The sequence below is a fragment of the Gemmiger formicilis genome, assembly GCF_018784445.1.
Classification (GTDB): domain Bacteria; phylum Bacillota; class Clostridia; order Oscillospirales; family Ruminococcaceae; genus Gemmiger.
This window is the reverse complement of the sequence record NZ_WQOH01000014.1, coordinates 43,387-62,813: the sequence shown is the minus strand read 5'-3', so window position 1 is coordinate 62,813 and position 19,427 is coordinate 43,387. Positions and strand designations below refer to the sequence as shown.

Here is a 19,427-nt window from a genome sequence, read left to right as displayed (position 1 = left end):
TCAATCCTCGTCCTCTGCTGCCATGCTGGCTTCCAGCAGAGCGCGCAGTTCGTCCATACCCAGGCCGTTCTCGGCGCTGGTCAGCACAACGGCCTGGCAGCCGTAAGGGGCGCAGATTCTTTCAAATTCTTCCTTGCGGGTGGCCATCTCGCTCTTTTTCAGCTTATCGCCCTTGGTCAGCGCCGCCACAAAGGGAATGCGGTGGTAGTGCAGGTACTCAAGCATCTGCACGTCGTCGGCGCTGGGGGCATGGCGGCTGTCCAGCAGCTGCACCAGCAGGCAGACGGCTCTGTCCGCCTCAAAGTAGCTGTTGATCAAGTCGTCCCACCGCTCGCGCTCAGCGTTGGAAACCTTGGCATAACCGTAGCCGGGCAAGTCAACGAAGTAGGCCGTATCGACGTGGTAAAAGTTGATGGTGGCCGTTTTGCCCGGCGTGGCACTGACGCGGGCCAGCTTTTTGCGGTTGCAGAGCTTGTTGATGAGGCTCGACTTGCCGACGTTGGAGCGGCCAGAGAAAACGATCTCGGGGCGGTCGCTGTCCGGCAGCTGGCGGGACAGGCCGTAGGACGCGAGAAATTCGCTGTTGTTGTAATTCATGGGTGTTCCTTTTGTTCAGGTGTGTGGTGCATTGCGGGGCGTCGAGGGTGCCGCCCCCTGCAGCACATCATTTACATCACCGCCGTGGGTTCCTTGTGGGCGTCGGCGGGCTTTTCGTTGGCGATGAGGGAGGTTGCCTGCGGTACACCGCGGGCAGCCCGGGCAGGTGTGCGGCCCGACCGCACAAGGGCGTGTTTCAGCACCTCGGACAGATTGGCGACCGGGATGAACTGCACCTTCTCCTTGACCTCGGCGTCGACCTCATACAGGTCGCTCGCGTTGTCCTTGGGGATGAGCACGGTGGAGATACCCTCGCGGAAGGCGGCCATACTCTTTTCCTTCAAGCCGCCGATGGGCAGCACATTGCCGTGCAGCGTAATCTCGCCGGTCATGGCCAGGTTGTGGCGCACCGGGATACCGGACAGCGCCGACACCAAGGCCGTGGTCAGGGTGACGCCCGCACTGGGACCATCCTTGGGCACGGCACCCTCGGGGGCGTGGATGTGCAGGTCGGTGTTTTTGAACTTATCAGCGGGGATGCCGTATTCCTCGGCGTGGACCTTGGCGTAGGTCACGGCCAACTGGGCGCTCTCCTTCATGACGTCGCCCAGGCTGCCGGTAATTTCAATTTTGCCGCTGCCGTTCGGTATGACGGCGACCTCAACGGGGAGCATCTCGCCGCCGACGCTGGTCCAGGCCAGGCCGTTGGCAATGCCCACGGCGTCCTTGCGGGAGATAAAGGTCGGCTTGACCTTTTCGGGGCCGAGCAGTTCCCGAACCGTGGCGGCGGAGACACTGATTTTTTCAGCCTCTCCTGCTGCGATCTTCTGGGCGCACTTGCGCAGCACAGAAGTCACAGTGCGTTCCAGGTTGCGCACGCCGGCCTCGCGGGTGTATCCGTCGATGATGGCGTACAGTGCGCTGTTCGTCAGGGTCACACGGCCTTCCAGGCCGTTATTTTTCAGCTGCTTGGGCAGCAGGTGGCGCTTGGCAATGTTGAACTTCTCGGTGCGGGTGTAGCTGGGCAGCTCGATAACGTCCATACGGTCATAGAGCGGGCCCGGAATCGTGGAGGCATCGTTGGCCGTCGTGATGAACAGCACCTCGCTCAAATCGAACGGAATATCCAGGTAATTGTCTTTGAACGTGCGGTTCTGCTCGGGATCCAGCACTTCCAGCAGGGCGCTGGAAGGGTCGCCCTTGTAGTCGCCTGCCAGTTTGTCGATCTCGTCCAGCAGAATAACCGGGTTCGTGGACTTTGCCGTCGTGATGGCGCTGATGATGCGGCCGGGCATGGCACCGATGTAGGTGCGGCGGTGGCCGCGAATTTCCGCTTCATCGTGTACGCCGCCCAGGCTCATGCGGGCGAACTTTCGGTTCATGCACTCGGCAATAGAATGGGCAATGCTCGTCTTGCCGACGCCCGGAGGGCCAACCAGGCAGATAATCTGGCCCTTGACGTCCTGGTTTAGCTTGCGCACGGCCAGCAGCTCCAGGATGCGCTCTTTGACCTTTTGCAGGCCGTAGTGCTCGCGGTCCAGCACCTTGCGGGCGTGGGCCTGGTCGAGGTCATCCTCGGTGGCGGTATGCCACGGCAGGGCCAGGCAGGCGTCCAGATAGCTGCGGATGACGCCGCTCTCGGCGCTGCTGCCCTGCATCCGGGCCAAGCGATCACATTCTTTCAGCAGCTTTTCCGTGGATTCCTCATCGAGATTCAGCGCCTTGACTTTCTCGCGGTATGTATCGGCCTCGGCGCGGGTGTCCTCGGCGTCGCCCAGTTCCTCACTGATGACGTTCATCTGCTCGCGCAGGTAGTATTCGCGCTGGCCCTTGTCCATGCGGGCGTTGACCTTATCGTCAAGGTCGCGCTCGATATCCATGATCTGGCACTCCTGCCGCAGCAGGGTCAAGAGCTTTTCCAGGCGGCCCAGCAGGGTCGATTCGTTCAGAATCGTCTGCTTGTCCTCATACTTGAACAGCAGGTTGGCGGGCATATACTCGCTCAAAAACAGCGGCGAGTCGGAAGAAATGATGTTATAGACAACATCCTTGGAGATTTGCGGGCTGTACGAGAGGTATTCCTCGAAGCAGTCTTTCAGGCTGCGGACAAGGGCTTCGACCTGGTTGCGCTTGTCGGCAGCAATGCCGCGCACCGCGACCGGGCGCACGGTGGCCTGCAAATACTTCTCCCCTGCATCCAGTTCCAGCAGGCGGGCGCGGGTCTTGCCCTCGACCAGGACTTTGACGAGATCGTCGGAGACGCGCAGCACCTGCTTGATCTCGGCAATGACACCGTAGGTGTACAGGTCGCGGATGGTCGGTTCTTCGATGTCCATTTCCCGCTGGGCGATCAGGAACACGCTGCTGTTGGCGTGCATGGCGGCCTCGATGGCGGCGATGGACTTGGTGCGGCCCACCTCAAAGTGGACAACGTTGTTCGGGAACACCACCAGCCCGCGCAGCGCGATGGCCGGCAGATGTACCACATTGCGGGCAATCTTGATTTTTACTTTTTCAGACATTCGTTACTCTCCCATAGCCTGCCAGAACAGGCGTCTTGTTTGCGGTTTCGGCCAAAGCGGGCGGCAGCAAAATATGCGCCGCACTGCGCACAGCTTCCGCGTGCATCGTCAGCTGGGGCGAACACTCACCGTCCAGCGTCGTGATGAGCGGGTTGCCGTCCAGCACCTCTATGTCAATTTTGCTTGTACGGAAAAACGTTAAGTAGGGTTTGAATTTTTCTGTCACGGCATCGCCTGCCGCCAGGTGCTCACCCTTTTTGTAGCCGCCCAGCAGGCCGGGCAGCTTTAAGCGCGGGATGGGTTTCAGCAGCACCACGTCCAACAGGCCGTCCGCCATGCTGGCGTGGGGCGCGGCACAATAGCCACCGCCGTACATCTGGCCGTTGCAGACCGCCAGCATCATGAAGGTATCTTCCAGCCGGCGGTCGTCCGCCGTGATGCGCAGACGGTGCTTGAAGGTGCTGCAGATGGCTTCAAGGATCGACAGCGTGTAAGCGGTCGTGCCGCCGCACAGCGGTACGCGCCGCCACTTGGGGATACCGTTTGCCACCTGCGCGTCAATGCCAGCAGCGTAGATATCAATGCCGTACCCCTGGGGCGTCTGAATCAGATCCACCGCGAACGGCTTTGCCGCCAACTGGGCATCGATATCCAAAAACTGTGCCTGGGTTCCGAAGTTGCGCACGTAGTCGTTGCCGCTGCCGCAGGGCACACAGCCCACAGCGGCATTGGGGCAGCCTATGACGCCCTGTAAAACTTCGTTCAGCGTGCCGTCTCCGCCGCAGGCGTATAGGGCTACTTCTTCCCCGCTGGCGGCATATTTGGCGGCCAGGTCGCAGGCATGGCCCGGGCGGCGGGTGATCTCCACGATGGGTTTTACCCCGGCGCGGCTGGCGGCGGCGTGGATCTGCGGAATCAGCGCCACGCTGGCATCCAGCTTGCCCGCCGTTGGATTTATAATGAATACAGGCTGCATCGGTTTGTCCCTTTCAGCACCAGGCCATTGTGGTTTACAGATAATAATTATTGTAGCTTTTTTACCGCAAAAGTGCAATACCCTGGGGGAAATTGGATGCAATAAATGGCTTTCCCCGAGGGGGAAGCTGTCCGCGAAGCGGACTGATGAGGGGCGGTCTTGCCATGTTTGCCCATAAAGGGGTTGCCATGGGACACGCGCCCCTCATCCGGCCCTGCAGGGCCACCTTTCCCCGAGGGGAGAAGGCTTAGTACCCCGCCCACACATCCAGAATTTCCGTTATTCGCTCAAACAGGGCGGCGCTGGAGGTTTCGGGCTTCAAGATACCGTCCTGCATGACCGTGATGGTATATTGGGGCGCATCAGCCGGGTAAAAGCCGGTGAACCAATAGTTCAACAGCTCCTCACCGTCGGCGTTGTACTGGCCGGTCTGGGCCGTGCCAGTCTTGCCGCCCGCTGTACCATGGCGTGGCTGGGCGTCATGGCCAATGCCATCCGTCACCACCGAGGCCAGCATACTGCGCAGCACCCGGGCCGTGGCGGCGTCACAGACGGTACGCGGGGCGCTCTCCGCTGCCGCCGGGTCGGTCAACATACCATCGGCCCCGGTGATGCCCTGCACAAAGCCAGGTGTCCTATACACCCCGCCGTTGGCAACAGTGTTCATCATGGCGGTGATTTGCAGCGGCGTCACGGTCAGCGACCCCTGCCCAAAGCTGAACGTTGCCAACTGGCCGGGGTTTTCCAGCGTCTCCGCGTCCGGCAGCGTACCGGCAGCTGCGGCCAGGCCCGGGGCAATTTGTACCGCTGTGCCAAAGCCGAAGTGTTCTGCCTCTTCCCGGATGGCTTCTGCCCCCAACAGCTGGCCCAGTTTGATAAAATAGGTGTTGCAGCTTTCTTCCAGCGCACCGCGCAGGTTGACTTCGCCGTGGGCGCGGCCTTGGGCGCAGCGGTAGGTCTGCCCCGCCACCACGATTTCACCGGTGCAGTCGTGGGTGAACCAGTCCAAGCCCTGTTCATAGGCAGCTGCGGCCAGCACCACTTTAAACACCGATCCAGCGCTGAACGCAGCAAATGGGCGGTTGATGAGCGAAGTATCGTCGGCGCGGATGCTGGCGGCCACATCCTGTGCGTCAAACGTCGGCGCACTGACGCTGGCAAGCACCTCGCCTGTAGCAGCGTCCATAATGAGGATGCACCCCCGCGGCATAAGCTGCGCCGCCAGCGCCTCACAGGCGCGCTGCAAGTCGGCGTCCAGTGTCAGCTGCACGCCCTGCCCAGTGCCTTCTTTCCTCGTAGCCCATACAGGGCTTGTCCCCGCCATCAGGCCGCTGTGCGCCGCCAGCACGCAGCTGACGGTGCGCTTATCGCCGGAGGCCGTCAGCAGCGCGTCGTAGGCGCGTTCCAGCCCGGCGACGCCGCGGCCTTCGCCGTCGAGGTAGCCCAGCAGATGCGGCGCAATATCCACCGTATGCGCAGGCACCGCGCAGGTGGCGATGCCCCGCCCGGTCAGGTCGCGGCTGACTTCAATCAGGAACGGCGCGGCCAGGTTACGGCGGTCGTAAAGCACGCCCTGCTTTTCGTAGGAAACATAGGGAAACAGCGCCGTGTAGCCATCGTCGCCGGGGATGCAGAGCGCGTAATACTGCGTTTGCGTGCCAGTCAGTTTGCGGCCGTTGCGGTCGTAGAAATCGCCCCTGGCCCGGGGCAAGTCCAGTGTCTGGACGGTCTGGCCGCCTGCGCTGGCGGCATAGGCGGCCTGCTGCCCCACCCAGTAGGTGCGGCAGAGCACGACCCCCGCCAGAAAAACCAACGCCCCGCAAAGCCCATAAAACCGCCGCAGAGACATACCCTCACCCCCGGTGGGAGTATGGGCATCAGCGTTGCTTTTGATGCAGCCAGACCAAAAGGCACACCCCCGCCACGCCGGGCAGGATGCCCAAGGCATCTATCACCACATCCCCCACCAGGGCGGCGCGGCCGGGCACAAAATACTGGTGCAGCTCGTCACTGGCCGCATACAGCACACACAGCACCGCCGCCTGCATTCCCTGCCGGCGCAGCGTCAGCCCGGACAGCCAGCTGTGCACAGTCAGGGCCATGCCTACACCAAGCGCGGCAAAAATCGCCACATGCGCCCACTTGCGCAGGTTCGCGTGGAAGTTCTCGGCATCGAACCAGAGCGGCAACAAAAACGAGATACCATCCGTCTGCACAGTCTCGGTCACGGTCTCGCTGAGTTTGTAGGAGTCCGCCGCCGGTTGGCCCGAAAAGTAGAAAATCAGTGCCATCAGCCCCAGCGTGAAGGCCAGCGCCGCGTATTTCATCCGTTGTTTCATGGCTGCCTCCCCCGCTGTTTTTGGTTATTATACCACGTTTTACCGCCTTGGGTCTATACAAAAAGGCCGAAGCCTTGTCGCCAAGACTTCGACCTTGTGCTTGCTTTTGGGCTGAATTAGTACATACCGCCCATGTCAGGGGCCGGGGCAGCCGGAGCCGGCGGCTCGGGCAGGTCAGCGACCAAGCTCTCGGTGGTCAGAACCATCGCGGCGACGCTGGCGGCGTTCTCCAGAGCGGAACGAGTGACCTTGGTCGGGTCAACGATACCGGCCTCGATCATATCCTCAACGTACTCTTCCTTCTGGGCGTCGAAGCCGTAGTTGGGCTTGTTGGCCTTCAGGATGTTGTCGATAACAACGCTGCCTTCCAGACCGGCATTGGCAGCGATCTGGCGCAGAGGAGCTTCCAGCGCCTTGCGGACGATCTTGGCGCCGGTGCGCTCATCGCCTTCCAGCTCGCCGACCAGCTTGTCGACAGCGGGGATGGCGTTGATGGTGGCCGTACCGCCGCCAGCAACGATGCCTTCCTCAACAGCGGCCTTGGTCGCGTTCAGAGCATCCTCGATGCGCAGCTTCTTGTCCTTCATCTCGACCTCGGTAGCAGCGCCAACCTTGATGACGGCAACACCGCCGGCCATCTTGGCCAGGCGCTCCTGCAGCTTCTCACGGTCGAAGTCAGAGGTTGCAACAGCGATCTGGCTGCGGATCTGGGCAACGCGGTCTGCGATAGCCTGCTTGTCTCCGGCACCGCCGACGATGGTGGTGTTCTCCTTGGTGACCTTGACCTGGCGAGCCTGGCCCAGCAGCTGCATGGTGGCATCCTTCAGCTCATAGCCCAGGTCGCTGCTGATAACGGTGCCGCCGGTCAGGGTGGCGATATCCTGCAGCATCTCCTTACGGCGATCGCCAAAGCCAGGTGCCTTGACGGCAACAACATTCAGGCCGCCGCGCAGACGGTTGATGATGAGGTTGGACAGGGCATCGCCCTCGACATCCTCAGCAATGATGAGCAGCTTGCGGCCGGACTGGATGACCTGCTCAAGCAGAGGGACCACATCCTGGAAGACGCTGATTTTCTTGTCGGTGATCAGGACGGAGCAGTCGTCGTAGACGGTCTCCATCTTCTCTGTGTCGGTGACCATGTAGGGGGTCACGTAGCCGCGGTCGAACTGCATACCCTCAACGACCTCGGTGTAGGTCTCGGCGGTGGTCTTGTTCTCCTCGATGGTGATGACGCCATCGGCGGTGACCTTCTCCATCGCGTCAGCAATCAGCTGGCCGATCTCAGCATCACCGGCAGAAACAGTGCCGACACGAGCAATATCCTTGCTGCCGTTGACCTTCTGGCTGTGCTCCTTGACGGCCTCAACCGCAGCAGAGACGGCCTTCTGCATACCGCGCTTGATGTCCATGGGGTTGGCACCGGCGGTAACGTTCTTCATGCCCTCGTTGACGAAAGCCTGAGCCAGAACGGTAGCGGTAGTGGTGCCGTCACCAGCAGCATCGTTGGTCTTGGTGGCGACTTCGCGAACGAGCTGTGCGCCCATATTCTCGAACTCGTCCTTCAGCTCAATTTCCTTGGCGATGGTGACACCGTCGTTGGTGATGAGCGGGCTGCCGAACTTCTTGCTCAGCACGACGTTACGGCCCTTGGGGCCGAGGGTAACCTTGACGGTGTTGGCCAGCTGGTCGATGCCAGCGCAAAGGGCCTTGCGGGCGTCCTCGCCCTGCTTGATCTGTTTAGCCATAATGAATCTCTCCTTTTATCTGAAAGAATTACTGAAAAATCAAATTATTCCACAACCGCGAGGATGTCGCTCTGGCGGACGATGGTGCATTCCTCACCGTCGACCTTGACCTCGGTGCCGGAGTACTTGCTGGTCAGGACCTTGTCGCCGACCTTGACGATCATCTCGACTTCCTTGCCGTCCACATTGCCGCCGGGGCCGACAGCGATGACTTCGGCAACCTGGGGCTTTTCCTTGGCGGAGCCGGACAGGATCAGGCCGCCCTTGGTGGTTTCTTCTTCTTCGACCAGTTTGATAACAACACGATCTGCAAGAGGTTTGATTTTCATAGTGGAAGTTCCTCCCTATAAAAGATTTCTCTTTATATTTTTAGTTTAGCACTCATTCTCTCTGAGTGCTAAATATATAATAGCCACTTTGCTGTAAAAAATCAAGTGTTTTCTATATAAAATTTTTGTGAACAAAAATGCACCGGGGCGTTTCGGCTCCGGTGCAGGTAGTTTTTATTGCTGTTCCGTCAAACTTTTGTAGCGCGGGCGCATAGCGCCATGCTCGATGTGGGGCTGGCCGCCCTCCACCGTGTCGGCGTCGATCGTCACCTTGGTGATGGTCGCGTCGGAAGGAATGTCGTACATAATCGGAATCAGCAGTTCCTCGACGACGCTGCGCAGGCCGCGTGCGCCGCTCTTGCGCTCCACCGTCTTTTTGGCGATGGCGTGCAGTGCCGCGTCGGTAAAGACCAGCTCGGCGTTATCCAGGTGCAGCAGCTCCTTGTACTGGCGCACAATGCTGTTTTTCGGTTCGGTCAGCACGCGGACAAGGGCTTCCTCGTCCAGCGGGTCCAGCACGGTCACGACCGGCAGACGGCCGATAAGCTCCGGGATAAGGCCAAACTTGACCAGATCGTCCGGTTCAACGTTTTTCAGCAGTTTCTGGCGCGTTTCGTCCTTATCGAGCGTCGTGCGAAGCTGGCTGCCAAAGCCCATGCTGGCATTGTCAGTGCGCTTCTGGATGAGCTTTTCCAGCCCGTCAAACGCACCGCCGCAGATAAACAGGATGTTCTTCGTGTTGATCTGGATAAACTCCTGCTGCGGGTGCTTGCGGCCGCCGTTGGGCGGCACATTGCTGACCGTGCCCTCGACGATTTTCAGCAATGCCTGCTGCACACCCTCACCGCCAACGTCGCGGGTGATGGAGGGGTTCTCGCTCTTGCGGGTGATCTTGTCGATCTCGTCCACATAGATAATACCGATCTCAGCGCGGGGAATATCAAAATCTGCCGCCTGAATCAGTTTAAGCAGGATGTTCTCGACGTCCTCACCCACGTAACCGGCCTCGGTCAGGGTCGTGGCGTCGGCGATGGCAAAAGGCACGTTCAGCATCTTTGCCAGCGTCTGGGCCAACAGCGTTTTGCCGGTGCCGGAGGGGCCGAGCATCAGGACGTTGGACTTTTGCAGCTCGACGTCGCTGTTCTGGCCGGAGAGAATGCGCTTATAGTGGTTGTAGACCGAGACTGCCAGCACCTTTTTGGCGGCATCCTGGCCGATGACATACTGGTCAAGGCCTGCCTTGATCTCAGCAGGCGTCAGGATGTTGATGCTTTCCAGCGGGTCATAGTCGTAGTCGGCACCGGGCTGCGGCGCACTGCGGCGGCGATCCCGGGGTGGCATACCGGCGCGCGGCGGGGCCGGGCGCTCGCCATCCTTATACAGGGCGTTGCAGCACATATCCAGGCAGTCCTTGCAGATGTTGACACCGGGGCCGATGACCAGCTGCTCCACCTCATTTTGAGAGCGTCCGCAGAAGCTGCAGACGAGCTCGCGTCCTTTTCCGTCCTTACCGGACGTTTGATTTGCCATGTTGTTCCCCCGAATCAGTGTTTATAGAGGATATCGTCGATCAGGCCGTACTCCTTCGCCTGCTGCGCGGTCATATAGTTGTCGCGCTCGGTATCGCGGGTGATGGTCTCCAGCGGCTGGCCGGTGTACTGGCTGAGCAGCGTGTTCATCTTTTCACGGATGCGCACGATGTGGTCAGCGTGAATTTTGATATCCGTGGCCTGGCCGGAAATGCCCTGTCCGCCGATGAGCGGCTGGTGGATGAGGATTTCCGAGTTGGGCAGTGCAAAGCGCTTGCCCTTTGTGCCGCTGGCCAGCAGGAAAGAGCCCATGGAGGCCGCCATGCCGACACAGATGGTGGAGACATCGCACTTGATGTAGTTCATCGTGTCATGGATGGCCATGCCGTCGGAGATCGAGCCGCCGGGACTGTTGATATAAAAGTAGATATCCTTCTCCGGATCCTGGCCTTCAAGGTACAAAAGCTGTGCCACGATAACGCTGGCGGAGGCGGAGTTGACGTCCTCGCTCAGCACAATGATACGGTCATTGAGCAAGCGGGAGAAAATGTCATAGCTGCGCTCACCGCGCGCAGTCTGCTCGACAACATAGGGTACAAGGCTCATTGGGTTTTCCCTCCTTGGTGTCATAAAAATGTGGTGATGATAAAGGAACCGATACGGCGGCAAAGCTGCGCACCGTACCGGCCCTTTTACTCAATGTTTACGGATGCCGCGGGGTGATTACTCGCCCTGGGTCTCCTCTTCCTTCGGCTCCTCGTCCTTCTTGGCGGCAGCCTTCTTGGTGGTCTTGCGGGTGGTCTTCTTGGCGGGCTTCTTTTCTTCCTCGGCAGCGCCCAGGACGATGTTAGCCTTCTCCTTCACGAAGTCGATGGCCTTGTTGACAGCCAGATCCTTCTTGACGGCAGCGGCATCGACCAGGCTCTTGACCTTGTCGGCCTCCATCTGGTAAGCATCGGCAATGCGCTTGATCTCAGCCTCGAACTCCTCCTCGGTAGCCTCGATGGACTCCTTGGCGACGATAGCCTCCATGGCCAGGCGCATCTTGACCTGCTTGTCGGCCTGCTCACGGAACTGCTCCTTGAACTGCTCCATGGTCATGCCCATGTACTGGAGGTACTGCTCCAGTTTCAGGCCCTGCTGGGAGATACGGTACTGGAAGTCCTGAACCAGCTCCTCGATGCGGCTCTCGATCATGGCGTCGGGGATCTCGGCCTTCATGCCGCCCACGACCTGGTCGATCAGGTCGTTCTCGACCTTCTGGTCAGCCTGCTTCTCATGGTTGGTCTGGATGCCCTTGCGGATAGAATCCTTCAGCTCATCGAGGGTGTCATACTCGCTGACGTCCTTGGCAAAGTCGTCGTCCAGCTCGGGCAGTTCCTTGTACTGCACGTTGTGCAGCTTGATCTTGAAGGTAGCGTCCTTGCCGGCCAGCTCCTCAGCCTGGTACTCCTCGGGGAACTTGACGTTGACGTCGAAGGCCTCGCCAGCCTTATGGCCAACGACCTGCTCCTCGAAACCGGGGATGAAGGAACCAGAGCCCAGCACCAGAGAGTAGTGCTCAGCCTTGCCGCCCTCGAAAGCAATGCCATCAACGAAGCCCTCGAAGTCGATATCGACGGTGTCACCGTTCTGGGCCTCGCCCTCACGGGTCAGCAGACGGCCATTGCGGTCCTGCATACGCTTGATCTCAGCGTCAACATCGGCCTCATCCACAGTCTTGACATCTTTGTTGACGGTTAAACCGGTGTACTCGCCCAGCTCGACCTCGGGCTTGACGGCGACCTTGACCTTCAGGGTAGCGCCCTCGTCCTCGGACATGGAGACGACCTCGGGATCAGGACGGCCGACGGCCTCAATGCCAGCCTCCTTGACGGCGGCCTCGTAGTTCTCGGGGAACAGGTCGTTGATGGCGTCATACTGGAACAGATCCTTGCCATACATCTTCTCGATCATGGCTTTGGGGGCCTTGCCCTTGCGGAAGCCGGGGATGGCGTACTTCTTGCCCTCGCGCTTGAAAGCGGTATTGACGGCAGATTTGAAGGTCTCCGCGTCAATGGAGAACTGCAGTTCGACCATGCTCTTTTCGAGCTTTTCACAGGAAATCAGTTTCATTTATAAATTCCTCCAAAAATAGATGTACATAAAAATACAAGTTATTATACCATGCCTGTGCAGAAAATACCAGCCCTGTTTTTAAAATTTTAACAAACTAAGCGGATTTTTCTGCATTTTTCTTGCAAAAATACAGCGCCAGACAGAAAATCAGCGGCAGACACCCCGCAATCGGCAGGAAATAGCGCATACAATCATTGACCGGGGACGCGATGCAGGTCAGCCAGAAAATGCCCAGGCCAATAAAAATCGGCAGCGTCTGCTTTGCTTTGCGCCGCGCCAGCCAGACCCCCAGCACCGCCGTGAGCCAGGCCATAAACCCGATGGACGTGATCAGCCCCACCAGCGGCAGTTTTTCAAACGCCGAGAGCGCCTGTACAAAAGCATACCGCAGATAGCCGGATTTATCAAGATAGTGGACGTCCATTTCAAACATTTGCATGCAAGTGTCATTATTAAACGTGTAGTAATCGTTGATAGCCCGGCATTTCGTGATGGTGTAATAGCCGTGGGAGTTGGCATGCAGGGCCTCAAAATAGCAGACCGGGTGCTTGAAGAGCGTCTTGGCCCAGGTCAGCATATAGCGGGCCAGGCCACCCTTGCTGGGATTCTTGTAGTACTGCTTTACGCCATCGGAAAGTTCCGGCATATAGCTCTGAGCCAGGCTGTCATAGTCAAGCACTTCATTGATGACAGCCTTCTCGTCGTCGGTGACGTCATAGCCGAAGTCCCGGACATAGCGAGCCGTCTGCTGCATCGGCACCGAGAGGGCCTCCCCCACGCTGCCCGCCGGGATGTCGAGGACTTTTTCGGTGAATACATCAAACCCGAAGGAGCCAATGACCACCGCCAGCATGACCGCCAGAAGTGGTTTGCGCAGCTGTTTACCAGTCAGCACAAGAGCCGAAGCAAGCACCATCGGCACAACGGCGTAGATGCCGTTTTTGCGCAAAAGGCAGCAGAGGATGCCCAGCACCGCGTAGGCGGCCAGGCGTTTGCGGCTCCCCTGCCATTCCTGCGGGAACAGCAACAGATCGGCGGTTTTCAGCACGAACAGCACAAAGAGACCGGTGTAAAGCGTATCCTTGACCTGGGTCTGGATGAACACGCCCCAAATCGGGTTCAGCGCAAAGAACGCCGTGACAGCGTACTGCACCCCGCGGGAGCAGCCCAGCTTGCCCGCAAAGGCCGCCACCTGCCCGAACACCCAGGCACAGACGATGAACTGCAAGACGATGTAGAAGAACACACCCAGGTTATCACTGCCCAGGACGCGGCCCAGCTGGAACAGCCAGCCGTGCAGCCAGGTGGACAGCACCGTATGGTGGGCGGTCATTTCCTGCTTGCCGATGACCTGGGAGATCTGCCCCCAGGAGTCCCAGTCCACCGACCCGGGCCAGAACACGGCCACCCAAGGCAGCCATGCCGCGCCGATGAGCAGCGACGACGTGCAGCCCGGGGCCCTGGCGAACCGGCGGGCGAAGCGGTTTTCCGGTTCAGCTTCTGCCCCGCCAGGCCGTCCCAGCAGGGCGTACAAGCCCCAGACAGCGTGGTAGAACAACACCCCATACCCGGCCATGCAGACAGCGCCCACAAAGACCTGATAGGGATTTTTAAAGACGAAGGCCCAGCTGCCCAGCTTGCAGATGCTCAGGCCCAGCACCTCGGCGACACCAAAGACAATGCTCAGCACCAGCTCGGCGCATCTGGGCTTGGCCGTGCGCTGGCGGCGCACCCAGTAGAGCAGCGCGGCCAGCCCCGCCACCGCAGGCCCCCAGACCCAGGCGTCCAGCGGGAAGTTCTGGTGCAGCTTGACAAGCCCCACCAGCAGCCCCGGCGCGGCGTCCAGGTCAAGGCCGGTCGTCTCGTACTGCATACCGATCATCAGATCGGTGCAGGCGGTTTCGGTATCCGCCACCGTGATGACGGCGGAGAGCGCCAACGTGCAGAGCAGCCCCAGCAGCAGCGCCCGGATGATATCTTTTGTTTTCTGCTTCATAGGCTTCACCGTATTTTATAGGGGCAGAACGACAGGCCATCGGCGGAGATCAGACGGTAGGTGATGCCGTCCCGCTCGCCCTGCATGGCATAGCGGATGGACTTGCCGTGCAGGTGGCCGTAGCAGCATTCGGTCACATGGAACTCGTTCAGCACATCCACAAGCTCCTGCGCCTGTGCGCCCGGGTAGATGGGCGGGTAGTGCAGGAAGGCGATTTTTTCACGCGTCTCCCCCGCCGCCTGCAAACTCATCCGCAGGCGGCCAGCCTCGCGCGCCATGAGCTTTTCCCCCTGGGCAGCCACATCGTCAAAGGGCCAGCCCCGGGTGCCGCACAGCGCCACATCGCCCACGATGCAGGCGTTATTGTGCAGAATGTGCAGCGTGTCAAAGCCGTTGGCGGCCAAAAACGTCTCCATCTTGCGAGTCGTCGTCCACCAGTAGTCATGGTTGCCTTTCAGCAGCCATTTCTGGCCAGGCAGGTTTTGGATAAAGGCAAAATCCGCCTTGGTGTCGTTCAGGTTCATGGCCCAGCTGGTGTCGCCCGCCAGGACAACGGTGTCCTCCGGGCATATGAGCTTTCGCCAGTTGGCTTCCAGTCGGGGCAGGTACCCCTCCCACCCCGGGAAAACGTCCATGGGCTTGTCCGTTCCCAGCGAGAGGTGCATATCCCCGATTGCAAAGATGGCCATACGGCCCTCACTTTCTAGTTGTTGTTTTTAACGAAGGGATGCGGTGCGGATATCCGCGGGCTGCAAGACCGTCTTGAAGCGCACTTCCAGCTTGTCCAGCTCACTTAAGGACGCCGGGGCCTCGGCGCCGGTCTTGGCGGTCAAGGCCGCCATAGCAGCAAAGTCGCTGGCGGGAGCGGTCTCGCCCAGGGCGGTCAGCACGTCGCGCGGGAACTTGAAGGGGCTTGCCGTGGACAGCACGACCATGGGAGCCTCGGTGCGCAGAGCTTCGGCCACGCGGAACGCCACGGCGGTGTGGGTGTCGCAGAGGTAGTTGTCCTCGTCAAAGCGGGCCTTGATTTCCGCTGCGCCCTCGGCGTCATCCGCATAGCCCGCGGCGAAGCTCGCCTGGATCTTCGCCAGCGTCTCGGCATCGACGGTGTACTTGCCGGTCTGGCTGAGCTCCTGCATCCAGGCGGCGACCTTCTCACTGCTGCCGCTGACGTGGTAGAGCAGGCGCTCGAGGTTCGAGGAAATCAGGATATCCATGGACGGTGACGTCGTCTTGTAGAAGGTGCGGCGGGCGTCATAGGTGCCGGTGCGTAGGAAGTCGGTCAGCACGTTATTCTTGTTGGACGCGCAGATCAGCTTGCCCACCGGCAGGCCCATCTGCTTGGCGTAGTAGCCGGCCAGGATATCGCCGAAGTTACCGGTCGGAACGCAGAAGTCAACCGGCTTGCCCCATGCGACCGCGCCCCGCTCAGCCAGACGGAAGTAGGCGTAGAAGTAGTAGACAATCTGCGGCACCAGGCGGCCCCAGTTGATGGAGTTCGCGCTGGACAGGCGGATGCCGCGCTTTTCCAGCTCGGCGGCAACGTCGGCGTCGGCAAAGACCTTCTTGACGCCGGTCTGGGCGTCGTCAAAGTTGCCCTGCACGGCGTAGACCTGCACATTTTGGCCCTTCTGGGTCGCCATCTGCAGGTGCTGGATCTCGCTGGTGCCGTCGTTCGGATAGAACACTTCCATTTCGATGCCGTCGAGATCAGCATAACCCGCCAGCGCGGCCTTGCCGGTATCGCCGGAAGTCGCGACGAGAATGCGGGTCGTCTCGGTGCGGCCCAGCATCTTCTTGGCTTCGACCAGCAGCTTCGGCATCAGCTGCAAAGCGTAGTCCTTGAACGCGCAGGTCGGACCGTGCCACAGTTCAAGAGAATACAGGCCGTCGCGAACCTTGACCGTCTCGCCCGCCTTGCCGCCGAAGGCTTCGCCGTAGGTAGCAGCGGTGGCGGTGTGCAGGAAATCAGCGCTGTACTCGGTCAGAAAACCGGCCAGCACCTTTTCAGCCAGTACGGGGTACGAAAGGTCTTTCCAACCTTCCAGATCAGCCTTCGGGAAAGTTTCCGGTACAAACAGACCGCTCTGCGGTGCCAGACCACGGACGATTGCTTCCTGCGCGGAAACGCGGAGTGCGGAATCTCTGGTGCTTAAATACTGCATATGTTTACACCCTTTCTCTTATTCTCTTGTACTTTCGTTCCTCTATATCTTCTCAGCACTCAAACGCGCTGGGAATGCAATGTACCTGCCAGCCCTTGGCGGCGGGGGTGACTTCCACCACATCAAAGCGGATGGCTGCGTCCCGGTAGGGGCTGCACTGCAAATACTGCTGGGCGGCTAAAATCAATCGCTGCTGCTTGCGGGCATCCACCGCAGCGGCCGGGCGATCCAGCATCGCACCGGTGCGGGTCTTGACCTCGGCAAAGACGAGGGTGTCATCCTTATATAAAATAAGGTCAATTTCCCCCATCCGGGTGCGGTAATTGTGGTTGAGCAGCAGCCAGCCGCGCTGCTGGTAATACTTAGCGGCAATCGCTTCGCCGATATGGCCGGTGTCAGTCATGCCAGTAGCCCTGTTTTTTCAAAAAGCTGCGGCGGTAAAACGGCTGGATGCCGTACTGTGCAATCAACTCATAGTGCAGCTTCGTCGGGTAGCCTTTGTGCTTGGCAAGCTGGTACTGGGGGTATTGCTTGTCCAGTTCCAGCATATAGCGGTCACGGCTGACCTTTGCCAGAATCGACGCTGCCGCAATGGACGCGCTGTTTGCGTCGCCCTTGACGACGGCCTCGGCGGGCTGTATCAGCCCCGGCGGGCAGCGGTTGCCGTCAATCAGCGCATAATCGGGCGTTATTTCCAGCCCTGCCACTGCCTGGGCCATGCCGTCCATCGTCGCCCACAGGATGTTGCGCTCGTCGATCTCCTGCGGCGAGATAAATACGATTTTGTACGCCAAGGCACGGTTTGTGATTTCTTCAAACAGCGCTTCGCGGCGTTTTTCGGTCAGCTTTTTGGAGTCATTGACCCCCGCAATGGGGTCGTCGGGGTTCAGGATGACCGCCGCGCAGCAGACCGGTCCGCACAGAGGACCGCGCCCGGCCTCGTCCACGCCGCAGAGTACGCCGTGTTCGGCGCGTTTGGCGGCGTCAAAGGCATAGAGCGCCTCGTTACTGCTCGTCGTCGTCCCAGTCGTCCGGGGCATCGTCGATCACCTCTTCTGCTTCTTCTTGAATCGCACGCTGAGGCGGGCGCTCCAGCGAGAGTCGCCCCCACTTGCTGGCGCGGAACTCACCCACCAGCATCTTGGCGGCGCGTTCGGTGTCCACCTCGCCGCCGGAAATCAGCATCCCGCGCTTGGCGCCGATGGCCTGCAGCAGGTCGTAGGGCGGCAGTTCCAGCGCCGCCGCATCCAGCTTGTAGCGGGCCAGCAGCTGCTGGGGGTAGATGCCGCGAACGCTCGAGAGCAGACCGCAGGCCAGCTCCTCAATGTCCAGGATATCGTCGCGGATGGAGCCGATGAACGCGAGGTTCGACGCCGTTTCCAGCGAGTCAAACTTTTTCCACAGCACGCCGGGCATATCCATCAAGTCAAAGTTGTCAACGCTGATCCACTGCTTGCCGCGGGTGACGCCGGGCTTGTTGGCGGCCTTTGCACGGGTCGTGCCCGCAAAGGAGTTGATAAAGGTGGACTTGCCCACATTCGGGATGCCGACGATCATCACACGGATGGCCGCACCCACCATGCCGCGGTTGCGGCGGCGCTCCATCAGGGCAGAGAGTTCTTTCTCAATCAACCCTTTCGTCGCCGTGGCGCGGCCCCGCTGCTTGGAGTCCATGGCAATGCAGCCCGCGCCCGCGCTCTTAAAGTAGGCCAGCCACTGCTTGGTGATTTCGGGGTCGGCCAGGTCAGATTTGTTCAGTACATATAAATGCGGTTTGCCCGCGGTGATGCGCTCGATCTCGGGGTTCAGGCTGGAAAGCGGGATGCGTGCGTCGAGAATCTGCAAAACGCAGTCGACGTTGCGGATTTCCTTTTCCATCAGGCGCAAGGTCTTGGTCATGTGCCCGGGGAACCACTGGATCTGGCGGCTGTTGATAATGTCGCTCTGGCTCATTCGGCCGCTCCTATCTTGCCAAAGGGCAGTACGCGCAGCATAGCTGCGCCCATAATGTCACGTTCGTCCACGCAGCCCACGCGGGAATCGCGGCTGTCGGTGGAATTGTTGCGGTTGTCGCCCATCACAAAAAGGCAGCTGTCCGGCACCGTGATGGGAAAGTCCACGCTCTCATATAAATAGGTAGGCTCTGCGGTGTACGGCTCGTCGAGGGCGACGCCGTTGCGATAGACGATGCCCGCGGCGAAATCAATGTCGATGGTATCGCCGCCCTTGCCGATGACCCGCTTGACCAGTGGCTTTCCGTAACTGGTGTAGCCGTCCACCACGACGATATCGCCGTAGTCGGGCTGCTTCATCAGGTTGATGAGGATGCGCTCGCCGTTGAAGAGCGTCGGATCCATCGAGTGGCCGTCCACCTTGACGATGCGCACAAAAAAGGTGAACACAATGGCAATGACTGCCACGGCCATGGCCAGGGCGTCGTACCATTCCAGCGCTTCCTTATTGCGGCGGTAGCGTTTTTTGAACGATTCATCAAACGCTGCACCCATGCTTTCCACCACCCATTCCTAAAAAAATACGAAAAAAGGGAGAACGCCAACCGTCCTCCCCTTTTCTCAGTATGCTCAGATACGTGCCTTGACCTTGGCAGCCTTGCCAGTGCGCTCGCGCAGGTAGAACAGCTTCGCACGGCGAACCTTGCCGCGGCGAACGACGTCGACCTTCTCAACGAACGGGCTGTTGACCGGGAACACACGCTCAACACCGACACCGTAAGAGGTGCGGCGAACGGTGAAGGTCTCAGCGATGCCGCCATGCTTCTTAGCAATAACGGTGCCCTCGAAAGCCTGGATACGCTCCTTGTCGCCTTCCTTGATACGGACGGAGACGCGAACGGTGTCGCCGACTTCGAACTGGGGCTTGTTCTCTTTGATCATACCCTCGGTAAAATGCTTCATTGCGTCCATGGTTTGAATTCCTCCATTTTATTGCGACGTTCATACACGATGTTTCGTCAGAGGACCGCCTGTATAATGATGTGTCATTATCCCGCCGATGGCTCGGCGGCACTAACGCTTTAGTATTATATCATTGTGCAGGAAGTTTGGCAAGGGGGTTTTGACAGAAAATCGAAGATTTTTTCAACTTTTG

General features: G+C 59.6%; 18 protein-coding genes. All 18 read right to left on the bottom strand.

All coding sequences use genetic code 11. The features are described 5' to 3' along the window. Positions 1-597 (bottom strand): ribosome biogenesis GTP-binding protein YihA/YsxC, encoded by a 597-nt coding sequence (gene yihA, locus GPK89_RS05250; RefSeq protein ID WP_215691890.1) that lies wholly within the window; start codon positions 595-597, stop codon positions 1-3. Between the two features lie 71 nt (positions 598-668). Continuing rightward, positions 669-3,119 (bottom strand): endopeptidase La, encoded by a 2,451-nt coding sequence (gene lon / locus GPK89_RS05245; RefSeq protein WP_215691889.1) that lies wholly within the window; start codon positions 3,117-3,119, stop codon positions 669-671. Then, positions 3,112-4,095, bottom strand: a complete 984-nt coding sequence (locus tag GPK89_RS05240; RefSeq protein WP_215691888.1) for a diacylglycerol/lipid kinase family protein — start codon at positions 4,093-4,095, stop codon at positions 3,112-3,114. Before GPK89_RS05240 ends, lon begins: the two co-directional genes overlap by 8 nt. Before the next feature lie 247 nt (positions 4,096-4,342). Continuing rightward, positions 4,343-5,944 (bottom strand): peptidoglycan D,D-transpeptidase FtsI family protein, encoded by a 1,602-nt coding sequence (locus GPK89_RS05235; RefSeq protein WP_215691887.1) that lies wholly within the window; start codon positions 5,942-5,944, stop codon positions 4,343-4,345. Positions 5,945-5,972: 28 nt separating this feature from the next. Beyond that, complete coding sequence (locus tag GPK89_RS05230) at positions 5,973-6,434, bottom strand: VanZ family protein (protein WP_215691886.1); 462 nt, start codon at positions 6,432-6,434, stop codon at positions 5,973-5,975. Positions 6,435-6,550: 116 nt separating this feature from the next. Then, positions 6,551-8,182, bottom strand: a complete 1,632-nt coding sequence (gene groL, locus GPK89_RS05225; RefSeq protein WP_215691885.1) for a chaperonin GroEL — start codon at positions 8,180-8,182, stop codon at positions 6,551-6,553. A 44-nt stretch (positions 8,183-8,226) separates the two neighbouring features. Beyond that, positions 8,227-8,511 (bottom strand): co-chaperone GroES, encoded by a 285-nt coding sequence (locus tag GPK89_RS05220; RefSeq protein ID WP_215691884.1) that lies wholly within the window; start codon positions 8,509-8,511, stop codon positions 8,227-8,229. A gap of 174 nt (positions 8,512-8,685) precedes the next feature. Next, positions 8,686-10,041 (bottom strand): ATP-dependent Clp protease ATP-binding subunit ClpX, encoded by a 1,356-nt coding sequence (gene clpX / locus GPK89_RS05215; RefSeq protein WP_215691883.1) that lies wholly within the window; start codon positions 10,039-10,041, stop codon positions 8,686-8,688. A gap of 14 nt (positions 10,042-10,055) precedes the next feature. Next, entirely contained in the window at positions 10,056-10,646 is a 591-nt protein-coding gene (locus GPK89_RS05210) for an ATP-dependent Clp protease proteolytic subunit (protein ID WP_215691882.1), read from the bottom strand. Between the two features lie 117 nt (positions 10,647-10,763). Then, positions 10,764-12,155, bottom strand: coding sequence for a trigger factor (gene tig, locus GPK89_RS05205; protein ID WP_215691881.1), 1,392 nt, complete (start codon positions 12,153-12,155; stop codon positions 10,764-10,766). Positions 12,156-12,252: 97 nt separating this feature from the next. Continuing rightward, positions 12,253-14,154: a DUF6020 family protein gene (locus GPK89_RS05200; protein WP_215691880.1), complete on the bottom strand. Its 1,902-nt coding sequence runs from the start codon at positions 14,152-14,154 to the stop codon at positions 12,253-12,255. Positions 14,155-14,159: 5 nt separating this feature from the next. Beyond that, positions 14,160-14,843, bottom strand: coding sequence for a metallophosphoesterase (locus tag GPK89_RS05195; RefSeq protein ID WP_215691879.1), 684 nt, complete (start codon positions 14,841-14,843; stop codon positions 14,160-14,162). A 27-nt stretch (positions 14,844-14,870) separates the two neighbouring features. Then, complete coding sequence (thrC, locus tag GPK89_RS05190) at positions 14,871-16,319, bottom strand: threonine synthase (protein ID WP_215691878.1); 1,449 nt, start codon at positions 16,317-16,319, stop codon at positions 14,871-14,873. A 52-nt stretch (positions 16,320-16,371) separates the two neighbouring features. Beyond that, positions 16,372-16,722 (bottom strand): YraN family protein, encoded by a 351-nt coding sequence (locus tag GPK89_RS05185; RefSeq protein ID WP_215691877.1) that lies wholly within the window; start codon positions 16,720-16,722, stop codon positions 16,372-16,374. Further along, on the bottom strand, positions 16,715-17,359 hold the full coding sequence (gene rnhB / locus GPK89_RS05180; RefSeq protein WP_215691876.1) for a ribonuclease HII: 645 nt from the start codon (positions 17,357-17,359) through the stop codon (positions 16,715-16,717). Before rnhB ends, GPK89_RS05185 begins: the two co-directional genes overlap by 8 nt. After that, the gene (gene ylqF / locus GPK89_RS05175) at positions 17,325-18,272 is read right to left on the bottom strand and encodes a ribosome biogenesis GTPase YlqF (protein WP_252261489.1); all 948 of its coding nucleotides are present in this window, start codon (positions 18,270-18,272) and stop codon (positions 17,325-17,327) included. The genes rnhB and ylqF overlap by 35 nt, the downstream gene beginning before the upstream one ends. After that, positions 18,269-18,826, bottom strand: a complete 558-nt coding sequence (gene lepB / locus GPK89_RS05170) for a signal peptidase I (RefSeq protein ID WP_215691875.1) — start codon at positions 18,824-18,826, stop codon at positions 18,269-18,271. Before lepB ends, ylqF begins: the two co-directional genes overlap by 4 nt. A 75-nt stretch (positions 18,827-18,901) precedes the next feature. Next, the gene (rplS, locus tag GPK89_RS05165) at positions 18,902-19,243 is read right to left on the bottom strand and encodes a 50S ribosomal protein L19 (RefSeq protein WP_078784112.1); all 342 of its coding nucleotides are present in this window, start codon (positions 19,241-19,243) and stop codon (positions 18,902-18,904) included. Between the last annotated feature and the right edge of the window lie 184 nt (positions 19,244-19,427).